The sequence below is a fragment of the Lactobacillus helveticus DSM 20075 = CGMCC 1.1877 genome, from assembly GCF_000160855.1.
Lineage (GTDB): Bacteria > Bacillota > Bacilli > Lactobacillales > Lactobacillaceae > Lactobacillus > Lactobacillus helveticus.
In genome coordinates this window covers 163,103-178,688 of the sequence record NZ_GG700753.1, presented here as the reverse complement: position 1 = coordinate 178,688, position 15,586 = coordinate 163,103, and the positions used below count along the sequence as shown (strand labels likewise).

The following is a 15,586-nucleotide window of genomic DNA, read 5'->3' as shown; positions in this document are numbered from 1 at the left end:
GGCTATAACTTATAAGCAAAGTTAATATCTTCTTAAAAAAGCTGTGGTAAACTATCACATACGAATTTTGTTAGGATGAGAATAAATGGCAACACAATTAATTGAAAATAAATTAAAACTTTTGCCAGAAAAACCGGGCTGTTATTTGATGAAAGATATTAATGGTACGGTTATTTATGTGGGCAAATCCAAGAATTTAAAAAATAGAGTACGTTCTTATTTTAAGAGTATGCAAGTAGGACGCAGAGCAGAACTTGTTCGTGAAATCAGAGATTACGATATCATTACTGTTTCTACAGACAAGGAAGCCTTTCTATTAGAAATTACTTTAATCAAGAAATATCAACCATATTATAATGTACAATTAAAGCAGGGAACTGGTTATCCATATATTGAAATTACGCGTGAACATGATCCACAAACACGATTAACTAGTATTGTGTGCAAAGACGTAGGCTATTATTTTGGCCCTTATCCCAATGTCTATGCGGCACAAGCTACCTTAAAGTTTATTCAAAAAGTTTTTCCGTTGAGACGCTGTCACGGTTATCAAGGACGACCATGTCTTTATTATCATATGGGGCAATGCCTTGGTGCATGTTTTAAAAAGGTGCCTCAAAAGGAATATGACGAACAGATTAAAAAGATTAAACGCTTTTTGAATGGGGATATTGGTGCAGTCAAGCAAGATTTAACTCAAAAAATGGAGCAAGCTTCTGAGCAGCTTGAGTTTGAACGAGCAGCTGAAATACGCGATCAATTGAAGTACATTGAAGAAACCGTTGAAAAGCAAAAAATCATTTCTAATGATAATACGCAGCGTGACATCTTTAACTATTACGTTGATAAATCTTGGATCTCTATTCAGATCTTCTTCTTGCGTCAGGCTAAATTGTTGCGGCGTGAGACACGGATGTTTCCGTTGACCGATACCACTGACCCAGAAGATGCATTTACTTCTTTCATTGTGCAATTCTATGGTCAAAAAAACCGTGTTCTTCCAAAAGAAGTATTGATTCCAGCTGGATTTGATAATGATACGTTAGCTGAGGTTTTAACAGTCCCAGTTAGAACGCCTCAACGCGGTCAAAAGAAATCACTGCTTGATATGGCTAAAGACAATGCCAAGTTAAAATTAGATGATAAATTTAGATTATTAGAACTAGGCAATCGAAAAACCAAGGGTGCACAAAAAGAAATTTTTGATGCGTTGGGCTTGCCATATGGTCACATTATTGAAAGTTTTGACCACTCCCATATTCAAGGTGCGGATCCTGTCTCTGCTTTAGTAGTGTTCAAAGATGGAGAACCTGATAAAACATCTTATCGTAAATATAAGTTAAAAGGCGAAGTAGAGCATCAAAACGGTGGCGATGAAGTCCGCAATACTCGTGAAGTAGTTCGCCGCCGCTATGGACGTTTACTGCGAGAACATAAGAAAATGCCAGATTTGATTTTAATGGATGGTGGTCAAATTCAGGTGGATGCCTGTGAAGATGTTTTGCGAAACGAGCTTAATTTGAATATTCCAGTAGCCGGAATGGTTAAGGATGATAAACACCGGACTAATCACTTATTATTTGGTGATCCTATTAATGGCGTGCCATTGAAATTGATCCCATTAAATCCTAAGTCTGAAGGCTTTTATTTAATGACAAGAATTCAGGATGAAGTTCACCGGTTTGCAATTACTTTTCACCGCAGAAGACATGCTAAAAATGCTTTATCTAGTCGGTTAGATTCAATTAAAGGCATTGGTCCTAAGAGTCGGAATAAGTTATTGCGCAAGTTTGGCTCATTGAAGAAGATTAAAGAAGCTTCAGTAGATGATTTACGTGCGGCAGGGTTGACATTGCCCCAAGCACAAACTGTAAAATTAATGTTGTAAAACCTAGAATTCGCGCTGTAGAGCGTGTTTGTGTGGTATAGTATAAAAGTTAGATTGTGACCGGAAGGAAGAGATATACATGCCTACATTTGTTGATCAGACTAAAATTGAAGTCCAAGCCGGAAAAGGCGGCGATGGCATGGTGGCTTTCCGCCATGAAAAATATGTTCCAAATGGCGGACCAGCAGGCGGTGATGGTGGCCGCGGCGGCAGCATTATTTTTGTCGCAGATAGTGGTTTGCGTACTTTAATGGATTTTCGTTATCGGCGCAAGTTTAAAGCTGATAGTGGTGAAAACGGCCGAATAAAGTCCCAATATGGTCGTGCAGCTAAGGATTTATATTTAAAGGTACCAGTAGGTACAACAGTATATGATTTTAATACTGGTGAATTGATTGGCGACCTAGTTGAAAAAGGCCAAGAATTAGTAGTTGCTAAAGGTGGTCGCGGGGGCCGTGGCAATATCCACTTTGCTACCAGTGTAAATACCGCTCCTGAAATTGCTGAAAATGGTGAACCTGGCGAAGACAGAGTTTTACGTCTTGAGTTAAAACTTTTGGCTGATGTCGGTTTAGTAGGATTTCCATCAGTAGGGAAGTCTACTTTGCTATCAGTAACTACTAAAGCTAAACCAAAGATCGCAGCTTATGAATTTACTACTTTAACCCCTAACTTGGGCATGGTGATTTTGCCAGACGGTCGTGATTTCTCAATGGCTGATTTACCAGGTTTAATTGAAGGAGCTAGCCAAGGGGTAGGTCTTGGTATTCAATTTTTGCGTCACGTTGAAAGAACTAAGGTAATTTTACACTTGGTTTCAATGGATCCTAATAATGGTCGTGAAGCAATCGAAGACTATCACACTATTAAAAATGAACTTAAAAATTACGAAACAGACTTATCTAAAAAGCGGGAATTAATTGTTGCTTCTCAAATGGATATTTCAGGAGCAGAAGAAAAATTGGCTGCATTTAAGAAAGCCTTAAAAGAAGAAGGCAACAATGAGCCTGTTTATGAGATCTCCAGCGTAACTCATAAAGGTGTAAGCAAACTTATGAATGATACTGCAACTCTTGTAGAAGAAGTAGAAAAAGAGCGTGCAGAAGAAGAACCTAAGGTTGTTCAAAAGACCAAGGAATACAAGTACAAAGCACCACAAAAGAATGAGTTTACTGTTGAAAAGGTTGGAGAACACGAATTTGTCGTTAAGGGCGAACAGTTGGAAAGATTAGTTCAAATGACAAACTTAGATCACCAAGATGGAATTATGCGTTTGGCAAGACGTCTTAAGAGATTGGGCGTTGATGATGCATTGCGTGAAAAGGGAGCAGTCAATGGTGATGATGTTGCAATCGGCAAATTTGTCTTTGAATTCGTGCAATAAGGGTAGAGATGAATATGAGAAGAAATCGGTTTATTACAGGATATTCTGGACTTAGAGCATTAGCAGTTATAGGAGTAATACTTTATCACTTCGATCCTAATTCTTTTATCGGCGGGTATCTGGGAGTGCCGATTTTTTTCGTTCTATCAGGCTATTTGGTAACGGATCATATGCTGAATTCATATGATCAGACGGGTACTTATAACAATCGCCGATTTTATTTAAACAGAATTAAGAGACTTTATCCGCAATTGATTGCAGTTTTATGGATAAGTGCGACTTATATTTTCCTTTTTCAAAGGAATTTGCTTGCCAAATTAAATCAGATTGTTTTTGCTAATTTGCTCAATGTATTTAATTTTTGGCAGATTAATAATGGTCAAAGCTATTTTGAACGTTTTGCCAATAATGAATCTCCATTTACAAACTTATGGACGATGTCTATTGAAGGGCAGTTTTACATAGTATGGCCCTTAGTTATCTTTTTATTGGTTAAATTAGTCAAAAAGAAGAAAAGAATTTTTTACTTTTTGATAGCTGTCTCTCTTCTGTCAGCAATCGAAATGGCAATTTTGTATTTGACGAAGGCTGACATTAACCGAATTTACTATGGAACTGACACTCGCTTTTTCTCATTAGGTTTAGGTGCCGCTCTGGCTGTTATCTGGCCGGTAGAAGAGCTAAATCCGAAAGTGCCTAAGCAAGATCGAATCCTGTTAGATGTGATTGGGCTGGTTTCATTTATTTTGCTGCTAGTAATGTATTTTGCTAAGGCAATGAATCCGCAACAAGCATTTGCGTACTGTGGAGGGATGTTGCTGTTTTCATTAATTGTCTGCATCTTTACCGGTGTAATTGCCCATCCAGGCAGTCATTGGAATCAAATCATGACTAACAAACTTTTTGATTGGATTGGTTCAAGAAGTTATGGTATTTATCTTTACCAATTCCCAATAATGATTTTCTTTGAATCTAAAATTAACAATTTAGGCGATCATCCTATTTTATATCGAGTAATTGAATTGGTTTTGATTTTAGTCATTAGCGAAATTACTTATCGTTTGATTGAAAGACCAATGAGCAAGATTACTTGGAAGAAAACTAAGCAATACTTTGGTCATGTTTTTGATATGCAAGCTAAAAACTATGTAAAGAAAATTCAAGCAGTTTTAGCAGCATTTGTATTGATATTTGGCAGTGTGGCAATTGCTATTTCTCCACATGTTAAGGCAGAAGATTTTAACAAGAGTCAATTAGCTCAAAGAATAAATCGTAACGCTAAAAAACAAAAATCGGATAACGCCAAGTTAATTGAAAAGCTGAAAAAACAGAAAAAGCAAAAAAAGCAAAAAGAAAACGACTCGAAGATTATCAAAGAAGCGGCTGAGAAGGCGAAAAGCAATCCGGTTAACCAATCATATGTTAAGTATGGTATTTCTCAACTCGATTTGGAATTAGCACAAAAAGTGCAAGTAACTGCGATTGGAGATTCTGTCATGGCTGGCTCAAGCAATGATCTTAAGCAGCTGATGCCTAAAGCCTTGATTGATGCAGCGGTATCTCGTCAATTAAATGTTGCCTTTGGCTTGCTAGATAATTATAAGAGACAAGGTGTTTTGGCGGATAATGTATTGATTGGCTTAGGTACTAATGGACCATTTTCAATGGACGATTTGAATAGAATTATGCAAGAGGTTGGTCCTAAGAGAAAGGTATTTTGGATCAATGTGCATGTTCCAACACGTGATTGGCAAAGACCTGTAAATGATTTGCTAAAACAAGGTGCAAAACGCTATCATAATTTTATAATTATTGACTGGTATTCATATTCAAAGGATCATCCTAAGTGGTTTTATGATGACCACACTCATCCTAATATTACGGGTTCTAAATATTACAGTACTTTTATTACTAAGACAATCATTAAACATTCAAAATTTTAAGTTTAGAATAGGATTTTCATGGAATTACAATTTTTAGGCACGGGAGCAGGACAGCCTTCCAAGCAGCGTAATGTTTCAAGTGTCGCGCTTAAGTTACTAGATGAACTAAATGAAATTTGGCTATTTGATGTCGGAGAAGCTACACAGCACCAAATTCTGAGAACAAATATTAGATTGCGAAAAGTTACTAAAATTTTTATTTCACACAATCATGGCGATCATATTTTTGGCTTGCCGGGACTTCTTTCAACTAGATCTTTTCAAGGGGATGTAGGTCCATTAACAATTTATGGCCCTCCTGGTATTGAACAATTTGTCAAAGTTTCATTAAAAGTATCCAGAACTAAAGTGTCATATCCAATTAAATTTGTGGAGTTGACTAAGCCAGGTTTGATTTGTGAAGACAAGGGCTTTCGCGTTTATACTGATCGATTAGACCATAGAATACCTAGCTTTGGATTTAGAGTAGTTGAAGATTCTCATCCCGGCGAACTTTTAATTGATAAGTTAGCAAAGTATAATATTCCTAACGGCCCACTTCTTGGTCAATTAAAACGAGGTGAGCAGGTTACTTTAGCTGATGGAACAGTTTTAAACGGTAAGGACTTTTTAGGTGCTGAAAAGCCTGGAAGAATCGTGACTATTATTTATGATACTCGTTCAACACCAAGCATTGCTCGCTTAGCCAAAGATGCAGATGTTTTGGTTCATGAATCAACTTTTGCTGGAGATGAAGCTAAGATGGCACATAATTATTACCATTCAACTTCTGTTCAAGCAGCTAAAATTGCTAAGCAGGAAAATGTTAAAAAATTATGTTTAAGTCATATTTCTGCTCGTTATATGGGAAATAAAGCTAAGAAACTCGAAAGTCAAGCTAAAAAAGTTTTCCCTAATACAATATTAGTTAATGATTTTGATCAAATTAATATTCCAATGGAAGGTTCAGAAAAATGAAATATTCATTAAGAAATAAAGTTGTTATTATTACTGGTGCTTCTAGTGGTATTGGTCGCTCAATTGTACTTGAAAGTGCGGGCCGTGGTGCTACTGTGATTTTAATCGCAAGAAGAAAAGATCGACTAGATGAAATTGCTGCTGAAGCCAGAGAATTATCTGGAGCTGAAGCATATGTATTCCCAACTGATATGGGCAAGCCAGAAGAAATTGAAAATACTTTTGATGAAATTACTAAACAAGTAAAGCATATTGACTTCTTGGTTAACTGTGCCGGTTTTGGTAAATTTGAGGAATTCATGCATCAAAAGATGCAAGACGTTACTAACATGTTCCAAGTTAATGTTTTAGGTTTGATGTATTTCACTAGACTAGTTGGCCGCGTAATGATGGAACAAAAGAACGGTCAAATTATTAACTTTGGTTCAATTGCAGGCAAGGTCCCAACCACTAAATCAGCTGCTTACAGCGCCTCAAAAGCTGCAGTTATTCAATTCTCAAATGTATTGCGTCTAGAATTGATGCCATTTGGCGTTAAGGTGATGACTGTTAACCCTGGTCCTGTTTATACTAATTTCTTTAATGTGGCTGATAAGACAGGAAATTATGTAGAAAACGTGCAAGAATTTATGCTTGATCCAGATGATGTAGCTTGGCAAGTTGTTCATTTCTTCGGCAGTGATAAACGTGAGTTTAATTTGCCATTGAACTTAGCTGTATTAGCAAAACTTTATAACTTGTTCCCATCAATTGGAGATAAGCTTTCTTTAAAATTTGCTTCTAGAAAGTAATTGGAAATGGAAAAAGAAAAAAATCTAATTATAGGTTCAATTATCACTTTAATTGCGGTGATTTTTGTTGTTTTAAATACCTCACCGGTAGCAATTAATTTCGGCTTTTTTAAGGTTAAATTACCGTTAATTGTTATTTTGGTAGTAATGGTAATTATCGGTATGATTATTGCTTGGTTTTTCGGCCGTGATAAAAAAGAAAAAGATAAGCAACATTTTGGTTTAATTTTGAATAAAAACAAGAAGAACCAAGAATAGATCTTGATTTATTCTTAATTGAATAGTATCATTGAATCATGTGAGTAATTCAGGGTTAAATAATCCCGAAGCTTAAGACTACAATAAAGGAGATCAATTAAATGGCAGTTCCTGCAAGACATACTTCTAAACAAAAGAAACGTTCACGTCGTGGTCATATTAAGTTGAGTGTTCCAGCAATGCACTATGATGCAACTACTGGTGAATACCGCTTAAGCCACCGTGTTTCACCAAAGGGTTATTACAAGGGTCGTCAAGTTGTAAACAACGATAACGGCAATAACTAATTAAAAGGCACCTGGAATGATGGTGTCTTTTTTATGCCTAAGAAAAGGAAAATGAAATATGAAATTAGTATTTTTGCATTCAAGTGATACTCATGGCTTTTTATTGCCAACTGATTATCAAAACAAAACTGATTATAATGCACCTTTTAGTTTAAGTAGAGTTAGCTCAGTAATTAAGGCTGAGAAGAAGAAATACGGTGATAATAATGTCGTCGTCACTGATGCGGGAGACTGTCTTCAAGGTTCTCCACTAGCTTCATATGCCCATTCTACGGGTGATTATAGTGACTTGCGCAAGTTCACCGAAGCATATAATGCAGTAGGTTATGATGCACGTTGCTTGGGTAATCATGACTTTAATTTTGGATTAGACTACTTAAGCTATTACGTTGATAATAACAAGGCTCCAATTATTAACGACAATGTTTTGGATGCTGAAACTGAAGTGCCATTTTTTGGTCGTGAATATGTCATCATTAAAAGAAACGGCTTAAAAATTGGTATTTTGGGTATTACTACACAATACATTCCGCATTGGGAGCCTAAAGAAAATGTTGCAGGTCTAAAATTTGCTTCGGCATATGAGAAGATTAAGCATTATGCTAAAATTTTGCGTCCTCAAGTAGATATTCTAGCCGTAATGTATCATGGCGGCTTTGAAAGTGATCCAGAAACAGGAAAGGCTACTGAACCACATCGTGGTGAAAATGAAGGATACAAGATTTTAACTGAAATTCCTGAAGTTGATGTTTTCTTAACTGGCCATCAGCACCGTCGCTTGAATTTGGTTACTAAAAATACTGCAATTGTTCAACCTGGTTATCGTGGTGAAGCTGTTGCAGAAGTCATTGTTGAAGTTGATGATAATACTAAAAATATCACCAATATGACGACTAAGCTGATTGATACTAAGGATTATGCTCCAGATCCTGCTGTAGTCGAAAAAATTGCTGATTTAGACAAGAGAACTCAAGAATGGTTGGATAAGCCTATAGCTCATTTAAATAAGCCTGCACGGATTGAAAATGCCATGAAGGGCCGAATTGAAGGTGCACCTTTCATTAACCTGATTCAACAAATGCAATTATGGTTTACTAAGGCAGATGTTTCCGCTACAGCTGTCATGAGTGAAACTGCTAAGGGCTTTAATGAAACAGTTACTATGCGTGATGTTTTGTTAAATTATCCATATGCTAACGCTTACCAGCTTTGCCGAGTTAAGCTGACTGGTAAAGAGTTGCGTCATATTATTGAACACAGCGCCGGCTTTTTGAAGAAAGATAAAGATGGCAAGATTGGCTTCATCGATCGCTGGATTAAGCCTAAGCCAACGCTTTATAATTTTGATGTCTTTTATCCAGTTGAATATGAAACTGATTTATCTAAGCCAGAGGGTGAACGTTTAACTAAGCTTACTTTGCATGGCAAGCCAATTGAAGATGACAAGATTTATCATTTGGCTGTTAACAATTATCGTGCAACGGGTGGCGGATTCTATCCAGAATATAGCATGGATAAAATCGAAACAAGGCTAGATAAGGATTATGTTCAGATGTTCATTGAATATTTAACTCATGGCGATGTTCAAGTAGATATTAAGAAAAACTACAAATTCTATTAATTAAGAAAAAAAACACGTGAGAACTATGAATTCTCACGTGTTTTTGCTTTTTTAAATAATTATTTTAACTTACTGTATTTACTGTTGTCCTTATGTGAATGAGCAGTAATAGTTGCAATGATTGCTGAGAAAAGAATGCCGAAGATAAGGCCAACGATTAAGCAAGTCTTAACATCGTTGGCGTTGAACGAGGCACTTTGAGTTAAAGGTCCAGCAATAAAGCCTACAACAAACATGTAGATTATGCTCCATACAATTGTGACTAGATATCGACCCATATTGATTCCTTCTTTCGAATAGAATTTTATCAAAAATAAGGTTCAATTTCAAACGAGATTAGTGCAATTTGTTATACTTAATTTAATAAATTTCTGCAGTGAAAGGTGGTTATTTTATGCAAGTAGCAACACTTCAAAACCTAAGTTCATTTACTTTGCTAGATAGTCCTACAAAAGTTTCAGATTTAATTGAAACAGCCAAGAAAAGGGGCTATCAAGCTGTAGGACTAGCTGATGTAAATGTGACATATGGTTTGGTCAATTTTTATGAATTAGCTAAAAAAGCGGGAATTAAGCCACTTTTAGGGATGCAGTTGCGATTAAATGGTTTGGTTGATAGCACGCAAAAATACGACTTAATTGCTTTTGCCAAAACAAATGCAGGTTATCATAATTTGTTGCGCTTATCGAGTGCGATTAATTTTCTAACTGATAATGGACAAAATAATAATGTTTTAACGTTAAAAGATCTAAGTAAATACCTGGCGGATTTATTACTGATTGTTCCTGCCAATACCAAAAGTGAATTATTATCTTTATTTGAAACAAATAAGCAGCTAGGTAGTGACCTAATTCGAGATTTGAAAGAATTAACTTCAGATCTTTATTTAGGTGTATACGCCAATCCAAGTATGCAAAATTATATTGATTATGTACGCAGTTTAAGCAAACAATTTGATTTACCACTGCTTGCAACTGAAGATAGCGAGTATTTGAATCCGCATGATCAATTTTTGCAAAAAACGTTGCGCGCGATTGCTACAGGAGACAAGATTCAGGATGCCTTGCCGTTAGCTAAACAAGAAGGATCACATTATTTGGTCGAAGCAGAGCAATTGCTCCAGCGATATCATGAATTTGATCTAGACGATGCAGTAAATAACACATGGCAGGTTGCCGAAAAATGCAATGCGGAAGTTGTTTTTCAAAAGCCTGTTTTGCCTAAATATCATCAAAAAAAGTTTGTCACTTCGGAAGAATATCTGCACTATTTAGCTCAAACTGGATTGCAGCAGCGTTTTGGTCAAAATAAGATTCCAGCAGAATATCAAAAACGATTAAATTACGAATTGCGCGTCATTAATCAAATGGGATTTGATGATTACTTTTTGATTGTATGGGACGTGATTAATTATTGCCACCGCGTTCAGATTACTACTGGGCCAGGGCGTGGCTCTGCGTGTGGATCACTAGTTTCTTATTCTTTGCGAATTACTGAAGTTGATCCAATTGAATATAATTTGCTTTTTGAACGGTTTTTAAATCCATCTCGTCATGAAATGCCCGATATTGACTTGGATATTCCCGATGTTCAAAGAGATACTGTAATTAAATATATGTATCAAAAATATGGAATGGATCATGCAGCACAAATTTTGACGTTTGGGACATTGGCTGCAAAGCAGGCATTGCGGGATGTCGGTCGAGTATTTGGCTTAACGATGGTTGAGATCAAAAAATGGGTAGATGCAATCCCTTATTCCAAAGGCAAGATCACATTAAAAGAGGCATATCAACAGTCGCGAGAATTGCGTTTATTAGTCGATGCTACGCCTGAAAATAAATTGCTGTTTAAAACGGCTTTAGGTTTGGAAGGCTTACCGCGCCACTATTCTATTCACGCTGCTGGACTCGTAATCAGTGACAATTCAATTGCGGGAATTTCAGGCCTGCAGGCAGGCCCATTGGGGATCCCTGTTACTCAACAAACTAAAAAGTATGTTGAATCTTTGGGTTTGCTTAAGATCGACTTTTTGGGATTGCGTAATTTAACCGTATTGGGCAATATTTTAAATTTAATTCGTCAGCAAGGCATAAAGATTGATCCTAATCAAATTCCTTTAAATGATGCACAAACTCTGCAACTTTTCCAACAAGGAAAAACAGATGCTGTCTTCCAATTCGAATCAGGTGGTATTCGCCAAGTTTTACGTAAGCTTCATCCTGATAATTTTGAAGATTTAGTAGCGGTGAATGCCTTATACCGTCCGGGTCCAATGCAAAATATCGATGCCTTTGTCAGAAGAAAGAATGGGCAAGAGGCAGTCAGATATCCTGATCCTAGTTTGAAGAAAATATTGCAGCCAACTTATGGCATCTTGGTTTATCAGGAACAAGTAATGCAAACGGCACAAATTTTGGCTGGCTTTTCTTTAGGTGAGGCTGATATTTTGCGGCGTGCCATGTCTAAGAAAAAGCAAGACGTAATTGAGCAGGAAAAAGGCAAGTTCATTGCTGGCACCATCAAACAAGGCCATACCAAGGCTGTAGCGGAGCGGGTATATCAATATATTGAGCAGTTTGCTAATTATGGATTTAACCGTTCCCACGCCGTTGCTTATACAAAAATTGCCTACTGGCTAGCCTATTTAAAAGTTCATTATCCTGCAGCTTTTTATACGGCGATGTTAAATTCGGCTGCTGGAGCTAAGGCACAAGATTATATTATGCAGGCGCAGGAAGCTAATATTAAGATTTTGCCTCCTGATATTAATCACAGCAGTTTGGAATATGCTTTGAAAAATAAACAGATTTTGGTTGGATTGAAGGCTATTAAAGGTTTAAGAGTAGATTTTGCTAGAGAAATTGCAGATAATACTAAGCCTTATAAATCATTAAATGATTTTCTGCGTAGAATCGATCCTAAGTTTTTGCAAGCTGATGCTATCAAGGCTTTAATTATGGCTGGTGCTTTTGATGGGCTTGAAAAAAATCGCAATGAATTATTGGTTAATTGCGATGAAATAATTGCTAATGTGCAATTGACAGGTCAAAATATTTCTTTATCTGAAATATTGGGGAATGCACCGCTTAAGCCAGCAGACGAACCAACGGGTGCAGAAAAAGCTGCAATGGAAGAAAAAGTTTTAGGCTTTTCGACAACTACTTCGCCTTTAATTGCTGTTCAAAAATTTGCTCAAAAATTTAATAGCAGACCGTTAAATCAATTCCAATTGAATGAATCAGGAGTTGGAGTGGGCAAATTGATCAGGTTCAAGCAAATTAGAACCAAAAATGGCAAAAATATGGCGTTTGCCAGCTTTGCTGATACTTCTGGTGAGCAGGAGGTTGTGATTTTTCCTCGAATTTATGAAAAATTTGGTACAGAATTAAAAGTCGGTGACATTTATTTATTAGGTTTACGCGTGCAAGGAGATCGTTTTGACCAAAATAAAAAGCAATATCTGCTTACCAATTTGCGAAAAGTAAATTTTAAAGAATAATTTGTAAAAGAATAAGTTATTCTTGCTTTGCATGTAAGTGCTAACATTTTATAAATGAAAATAAACCGCAATTTAGCCCAATTTTTGTGAGATTTTTGGGTGAAAAAATGTTAATATTTATTTGATGTGAGAAATTACACAAAATATAATCATGATGAGGTGAATTCATGAAACGGATTGGTATTTTAACTAGTGGCGGAGACGCCCCTGGTATGAATGCAGCAATTAGAGCTGTCACCAAGACTGCTATCCATCATGGACTTGAAGTCTTTGGAATTCGTTATGGTTTCGCTGGTTTGGTTGCAGGTGACTTTGTTCCGCTTACTACGGAAAATGTTGACCACAAGATAAGTGAAGGCGGTACATTTTTGTACAGTGCCCGCTTCCCTGAATTTGCACAAGAAGAAGTGCAACAAAAGGGTGTTGAGCAATTGAAGAAACATGGTATTGATGCTGTTATCGTTATTGGCGGTGACGGATCTTACCACGGTGCTTTAGCCTTGACTCGCCACGGCGTAAACTCAGTTGGTTTACCAGGGACTATCGATAATGATATTCCTTATACCGACTACACGATTGGCTTTGATTCTGCTTGTCGTACTGCTATGGACGCAATTGATAAGATTCGCGACACAGCAAGTAGTCACCACCGCGTTTTCGTTGTTAACGTAATGGGACGTGAATGTGGTGATATCGCTATGCGTGTTGGTGTAGCTAGTGGTGCAGATGCAATTGTTATTCCTGAACGTTCATACGACGTTAAAGAAATTGCAGAAACTATCACTCGTGGTTTTGCAGATGGCAAAGATCATGGTATTATTGTTTTAGCAGAAGGTGTCATGACCGCTGATAAGTTTAAGGATGAATTACTTAAATACGGCGATTTTGATGCTCGTGCTAATGTCCTTGCGCATATGCAACGTGGTGGCTCACCAACAGTCACAGATAGAGTTAATGCTACTAAGATGGGTAACTATGCTGTTAAGTTGCTTCTCGATGGGAAGGGCGGTTTAGCTGTCGGCATGGAGAATGGTCAACTTAGTACCCACGACATTCTTGATCTGTTTGACGGAAAACACCATGGCGATTATGCGTTATTGGATGTAAATGAAGAAATGACTAAATATTAATTTAGTTGATTTTTGGAGAGGATTTTTTTAATAATGAAGAAAACTAAGATTGTTAGTACTTTAGGACCAGCTTCAAACGATATTGAAACTATTACTGCTTTAGCTAAAGCTGGTGCAAACGTATTCCGTTTCAACTTCTCACACGGTAATCACCCAGAACACCTTGCTCGTATGAAGATGGTTCGTCAAGTGGAAAAGGATACTGGTATACTTCTTGGCATCGACCTTGACACTAAGGGTGCTGAAATCAGAACCACTGAACAAGAAGGCGGTAAGTTTACTATTAATACCGGTGATATGATCCGTGTATCAATGGACGACACCAAGAAGGGTAACAAGGACATGATCCACGTTACCTACGAAGGTTTGTACGATGATACTCACGTTGGTGGTCACGTATTAATCGACGATGGTTTGGTTGACCTTTTGATTAAAGAAAAGGATGACGCTAAGAGAGAATTAGTTTGTGAAGCTCAAAACACTGGTGTTATCGGCTCAAAGAAGGGTGTTAACGCTCCTGGTGTTGAAATCCGCCTTCCAGGTATCACTGAAAAGGATACTGACGACATTAAGTTCGGTTTACAATACGGTATTAACTTCATTACTGCTTCATTTGCACGTAAGGCTCAAGACATCTTAGACATCCGTAAGCTTTGTGAAGAAGCTGGCGCAGATTACGTTAAGATCTTCCCTAAGATTGAATCACAAGAAGGTATTGACAACGCTGACGAAATCTTACAAGTTTCAGATGGTTTGATGGTAGCTCGTGGTGACATGGGTGTTGAAATTCCATTTATGGAAGTTCCATTTGTACAAAAGAGCTTAATCCGCAAGGCTAACGCACTTGGTAAGCCAGTTATTACTGCTACTCAAATGCTTGACTCAATGCAAGAAAACCCACGTCCAACTCGTGCCGAAGTTTCTGACGTTGCTAACGCTGTTCTTGATGGTACTGACGCAACTATGCTTTCAGGTGAATCAGCAAACGGTCTTTACCCAGTTAAGGCTGTTAAGGCAATGGCTGAAATTGACGAACGTACTGAAAAACAAATGCTTAAGCGTAACACTTTAGCACTTCAAAGATTCGAAGCTTACAAGGGTTCAAACGTAACTGAAGCTATCGGTGAATCAGTTGTACGTACTGCTCAAGAATTAGGTGTTAAGACTATCATTACTGCTACTAACTCAGGTTACACTGCACGTATGATTTCTAAGTACCGTCCAAACGCAGACATCATTGCTTTGACTTTCGATGAAAAGATCCAACACTCATTGGGTATCGTTTGGGGTGTACAACCATTATTGACTGAAAAGCCTAAGTCAACTGATGACATGTTTGAAGTAGCTGCTAAGGTAGCTAAGGAAAAGGGCTTTGTTAAGGATGGCGACCTTGTAATCATCGTTGCTGGTGTTCCAGTTGGTGACTCAGGTACAACTAACTTGATGAAGTTACAAATTATCGGTAACAAGCTTGTTCAAGGTTTAGGTGTTGGTAACGGTTCAGTTATCGGCAAGGCTGTTGTAGCAAACTCAGCTGAAGAAGCTAACAGCAAGGTTAAGGAAGGCGACATCTTAGTTGCTAAGACTACTGACCCAGACTACAACCCAGCTATCAAGAAGGCTTCAGGCTTAGTTGTTGAAGCTTCAGGTTTGACTTCACACGCTGCAGTTATCGGTTTATCATTAGGTATCCCAGTTGTTGTTGGTACTACTAACGCTACTGAAAAGATTTCTGATGGTTCAACTATTACTGTTGACGCTCGTCGTGGTGCTATCTACCAAGGCGAAATCTCAAACCTTTAATTAAAAGATAAAAAAATATAGA

Annotated in this window: 12 protein-coding genes; 11 read left to right on the top strand and 1 reads right to left on the bottom strand. The window is 37.4% G+C overall.

What is annotated here, in order from left to right:
- Window positions 1-85 precede the first annotated feature (85 nt).
- The 8 genes from uvrC to HMPREF0518_RS04450 all read left to right on the top strand — a co-directional run bounded on the left by uvrC (window position 86) and on the right by HMPREF0518_RS04450 (window position 9,129).
- Window positions 86-1,888 (top strand): excinuclease ABC subunit UvrC, encoded by a 1,803-nt coding sequence (gene uvrC, locus HMPREF0518_RS04485; protein ID WP_003626552.1) that lies wholly within the window; start codon window positions 86-88, stop codon window positions 1,886-1,888.
- A gap of 79 nt (window positions 1,889-1,967) precedes the next feature.
- Window positions 1,968-3,272 carry a GTPase ObgE gene (gene obgE, locus HMPREF0518_RS04480; protein ID WP_003626551.1) on the top strand — a complete coding sequence of 435 codons (1,305 nt, stop codon included), beginning with the start codon at window positions 1,968-1,970 and terminating at the stop codon, window positions 3,270-3,272.
- 14 nt (window positions 3,273-3,286) lie between these two features.
- The gene (locus HMPREF0518_RS04475; RefSeq protein WP_101511679.1) at window positions 3,287-5,215 is read left to right on the top strand and encodes an acyltransferase family protein; all 1,929 of its coding nucleotides are present in this window, start codon (window positions 3,287-3,289) and stop codon (window positions 5,213-5,215) included.
- Window positions 5,216-5,233: 18 nt separating this feature from the next.
- On the top strand, window positions 5,234-6,172 hold the full coding sequence (gene rnz / locus HMPREF0518_RS04470) for a ribonuclease Z (protein WP_003626549.1): 939 nt from the start codon (window positions 5,234-5,236) through the stop codon (window positions 6,170-6,172).
- Window positions 6,169-6,963 (top strand): SDR family NAD(P)-dependent oxidoreductase, encoded by a 795-nt coding sequence (locus HMPREF0518_RS04465; RefSeq protein WP_003626547.1) that lies wholly within the window; start codon window positions 6,169-6,171, stop codon window positions 6,961-6,963. The genes rnz and HMPREF0518_RS04465 overlap by 4 nt, the downstream gene beginning before the upstream one ends.
- Before the next feature lie 6 nt (window positions 6,964-6,969).
- A complete protein-coding gene (locus HMPREF0518_RS04460; protein WP_012211807.1) occupies window positions 6,970-7,221 on the top strand; it encodes a lipopolysaccharide assembly protein LapA domain-containing protein in 252 nt (83 codons plus the stop codon).
- A 101-nt stretch (window positions 7,222-7,322) separates the two neighbouring features.
- Window positions 7,323-7,508: a 50S ribosomal protein L32 gene (gene rpmF / locus HMPREF0518_RS04455; protein WP_003626543.1), complete on the top strand. Its 186-nt coding sequence runs from the start codon at window positions 7,323-7,325 to the stop codon at window positions 7,506-7,508.
- Window positions 7,509-7,566: 58 nt separating this feature from the next.
- Window positions 7,567-9,129, top strand: coding sequence for a bifunctional metallophosphatase/5'-nucleotidase (locus HMPREF0518_RS04450; RefSeq protein WP_003626541.1), 1,563 nt, complete (start codon window positions 7,567-7,569; stop codon window positions 9,127-9,129).
- Window positions 9,130-9,188: 59 nt separating this feature from the next.
- Here the strand turns inward: HMPREF0518_RS04450 and HMPREF0518_RS04445 are convergent, their stop codons facing one another.
- Entirely contained in the window at window positions 9,189-9,407 is a 219-nt protein-coding gene (locus HMPREF0518_RS04445) for a YjzD family protein (RefSeq protein ID WP_003626540.1), read from the bottom strand.
- 116 nt (window positions 9,408-9,523) lie between these two features.
- Here HMPREF0518_RS04445 and HMPREF0518_RS04440 point away from each other — a divergent pair, with 116 nt between their 5' ends.
- The 3 genes from HMPREF0518_RS04440 (at window position 9,524) to pyk (ending at window position 15,564) form a co-directional block, all read left to right on the top strand.
- Entirely contained in the window at window positions 9,524-12,631 is a 3,108-nt protein-coding gene (locus HMPREF0518_RS04440; protein ID WP_023191565.1) for a DNA polymerase III subunit alpha, read from the top strand.
- Window positions 12,632-12,798: 167 nt separating this feature from the next.
- Window positions 12,799-13,761, top strand: coding sequence for a 6-phosphofructokinase (gene pfkA / locus HMPREF0518_RS04435; protein WP_003626536.1), 963 nt, complete (start codon window positions 12,799-12,801; stop codon window positions 13,759-13,761).
- A gap of 33 nt (window positions 13,762-13,794) precedes the next feature.
- On the top strand, window positions 13,795-15,564 hold the full coding sequence (pyk, locus tag HMPREF0518_RS04430) for a pyruvate kinase (protein WP_003626535.1): 1,770 nt from the start codon (window positions 13,795-13,797) through the stop codon (window positions 15,562-15,564).
- Window positions 15,565-15,586 lie beyond the last annotated feature (22 nt).

What these genes read in the sequence shown, in the direction of transcription:
- HMPREF0518_RS04450 (WP_003626541.1), top strand. Translation starts at nt 7,567, where the DNA reads ATGAAATTAGTATTTTTGCATTCAAGTGATACTCATGGCTTTTTATTG.
- rpmF (WP_003626543.1), top strand. Translation starts at nt 7,323, where the DNA reads ATGGCAGTTCCTGCAAGACATACTTCTAAACAAAAGAAACGTTCACGT.
- HMPREF0518_RS04440 (WP_023191565.1), top strand. Translation starts at nt 9,524, where the DNA reads ATGCAAGTAGCAACACTTCAAAACCTAAGTTCATTTACTTTGCTAGAT.
- HMPREF0518_RS04460 (WP_012211807.1), top strand. Translation starts at nt 6,970, where the DNA reads ATGGAAAAAGAAAAAAATCTAATTATAGGTTCAATTATCACTTTAATT.
- pyk (WP_003626535.1), top strand. Translation starts at nt 13,795, where the DNA reads ATGAAGAAAACTAAGATTGTTAGTACTTTAGGACCAGCTTCAAACGAT.
- HMPREF0518_RS04465 (WP_003626547.1), top strand. Translation starts at nt 6,169, where the DNA reads ATGAAATATTCATTAAGAAATAAAGTTGTTATTATTACTGGTGCTTCT.
- HMPREF0518_RS04475 (WP_101511679.1), top strand. Translation starts at nt 3,287, where the DNA reads ATGAGAAGAAATCGGTTTATTACAGGATATTCTGGACTTAGAGCATTA.
- obgE (WP_003626551.1), top strand. Translation starts at nt 1,968, where the DNA reads ATGCCTACATTTGTTGATCAGACTAAAATTGAAGTCCAAGCCGGAAAA.
- uvrC (WP_003626552.1), top strand. Translation starts at nt 86, where the DNA reads ATGGCAACACAATTAATTGAAAATAAATTAAAACTTTTGCCAGAAAAA.
- HMPREF0518_RS04445 (WP_003626540.1), bottom strand. Translation starts at nt 9,407, where the DNA reads ATGGGTCGATATCTAGTCACAATTGTATGGAGCATAATCTACATGTTT.
- rnz (WP_003626549.1), top strand. Translation starts at nt 5,234, where the DNA reads ATGGAATTACAATTTTTAGGCACGGGAGCAGGACAGCCTTCCAAGCAG.
- pfkA (WP_003626536.1), top strand. Translation starts at nt 12,799, where the DNA reads ATGAAACGGATTGGTATTTTAACTAGTGGCGGAGACGCCCCTGGTATG.